Origin of the sequence: Flavobacterium silvisoli (genome assembly GCF_004329815.1) — a bacterium.
In the GTDB taxonomy this organism is placed as follows: Bacteria; Bacteroidota; Bacteroidia; order Flavobacteriales; family Flavobacteriaceae; genus Flavobacterium; species Flavobacterium silvisoli.
In genome coordinates, this window is record NZ_SJPE01000030.1 from 1 (window position 1) to 2,602 (window position 2,602).

General features: G+C 44.3%; 1 pseudogene. It reads right to left on the reverse strand.

Features of this window, described 5'->3' with window-relative positions:
* Positions 1 to 2,602, reverse strand: a pseudogene (locus EZL74_RS13145) (adhesin); the annotation flags it as partial.

Here is a 2,602-nt window from a genome sequence, read left to right on the forward strand (position 1 = left end):
AAGTATAGCCCGGTGCCGTAATACCGCTGTTCAAAATCAAACCATTGGTGACCGCCGTAGTGTTCCATCTCACACAGGCTATGTTACTGCCCGTATTGCTGGTAATTACCGGCTCAGCCAGTTTCTCAACTATCACTTCAAACGAGTCTAATGCATAACAGCCCGTTAGGGTATTCTCAACTCGTACCCAGTAGAAGCCGGTTTGTACTTCATACGTATCTAAATTGGTTAGTGCACTGCCTGAGTTACCCGCTTCAGCATCCGCCTGGTTGTTGTAGAACTCTACAATATAAGTCGGTGCCGTTTGCGCAGGACCTAAGATATCTGACACATAACCCGCCAAACTGCCCAATGGACTTGTGGGGTTCTGTGTATACAATTTGGTTCCGTTGTTGTTTCCGTCATCATCACATACTTTCATATCGGCCATAATGTAATTGATGGTCGGTTTCGGATTAACCAAAATATTGAAGCTGCCTCCGGCACTCTTACAACCGGTAGTGGTATTGGTAATCGATACATAAATCGTTTGTGGGTTAGACGTATTGGTATACGCTGCCGGGTTTGGTATTAAAACCGTCATAGCCGCATCTTCATAGAACGATACACTGTAATTTGAAGCAGGCGTGGTTTGATTGCCGGTTAACAAGGCTACATTCTGACTGGTTAAATCAAAGACTTCTATTCCGTCGTTAACTCCTGATGGGTCAGCCTCACAGATTTGATAATCAGCTATGGTATTGACCACCGGAAGCGGATTAACAATAAAGCCCTGTTGTACTTCTTTGTAACATTTTCTACCGGTGTAATCCGTCGAGAAGGCACTGGTTACCGCCACATAAACGTACTGAACCTGATTGATGGTCGTACCGGCTATAGAAGGATCTCCTACTATAGCGGTGGTTGGATTCAGAATCTCATTGGTATTGGCTTCTAAATCGGCATGCGTTGGGAAGTAATGGAAAGTAACATTCGTATCTCCATTGGCAATATAAGCCTGATTTTGTGTCAAATCAAACTGAGCCACTCCACTACCCGTTGCGTTCTCGCACTGAGCCGCCAATACCGGAATATTGGTACTCTTCGGTGTAGGGATTGGTAAGACTCTGATGTCTAATGTCGTGATGCTTTTACAGCCTGCTGCTGTAGTTACAACCACACCCAAAGTCTGTACCGCCGGGTTCCCGTTGGTATAAGCCGTCGGAGTTGTAATGGCATTGGTATTGTTTTGTGCATCGGTAAGGCTTGGGTAATACGTAACCGTATAGCCTGTGTTTTGATTAATCTCCGCATCTTTTACGGTTAAATCAAAAGTGTAATACAGGTTATTCGGGTTGGCATCATCATCACATTTGCTCAGAGGTTGAGGAGTAACCAGCAACAGCGGTTTGTTGATGATTAACTGGAAAGAGCCCAAAGAATAGCATCCCGTTACGTTATCTTCTATTCTAACCCAGATTACCTGCCCATCGCTGCCAAAATAAGTAGCGGCATTCACTATTGCAGGGTTTCCGGCATCAGCCGAAGCCTGACTTATATAATACGTAACCGTATAATTGCTCGCCGGTAGTGGTTGCAAAGCTATTACCCCTGCCGTGCGCGTAGTTAAATCAACTATAGTGCTGCCGCTTTGCGGATTATTGTCCTGATCACAAGTCACTAAATCCGGAATCACAACCGGTTTTACCGGACTCGGATTAACCGTCAACTGAATCGGAATAACCGTAACACAACCCGTAAGCAAATCCTCTGCTCTTACATAGATAGTTTGGTTAAAGTTATTGATGTTACAGTAGTTGGCCGGGTTTGGAATGGTAGTTCCTCCTAATTCGGCATCCGTTTGCGTTTCGTGGTAGCTGATATCATAACTTGCCCCCTGAAGGATGTCTGCCGTTAAGCTGGTCAAATCAATACCGCAGGTAATACCGTCCTGATCCCCGTCACAAACCGTTAAAGGCTGTGTCGGCGGAACCGGCGTTGGTAATGGATTAACCCGGATATCCATCGTAGAGATAACATAACAACCCGTAACCGAATTAGTAATACGGATTCCTAAAGTCTGAACACAAGGTAATACATTTTGGTACAATAAATTACCTATAGCATTGGTATTATTCTGTGCATCGGTTAAACTCGGATAGAACGTAACTATCATTCCGGTCTGACCGTTTAAAATATCGGCTACCTTAGACCCTAAGTCAAAGATTTCTTTACAATCTCCCGGATTGTTATCATCACACAATGAATATTGAGGGTAACTAACCGGTGGTACTATCGGTAGTGGGTCTACCACTAATGTCAGGGTTACAATATCGTAACAACCCGTAGCGATAGTCTCTACCCGAACATACAACGTCTGGGTGTTGGCAACTGTGTTAACGTAATTGGTAACATTGCCTATAGCCCCAGTAGCATTTTCAGCATTACTCTGTGAAGTATAGAACGTTACAGAAGTAACTGCCGGGTTGATACTGCCCAAAATCTCAGGGATTTTTGTCGTTAAATCAAACGGCTCATAACCAACAGCACCTGTGTAATCACACAAATGGTAATCCGTTGGCGTTACTGCCTCTGGTGTTGGGTTGACTATTAGTTGTAATTG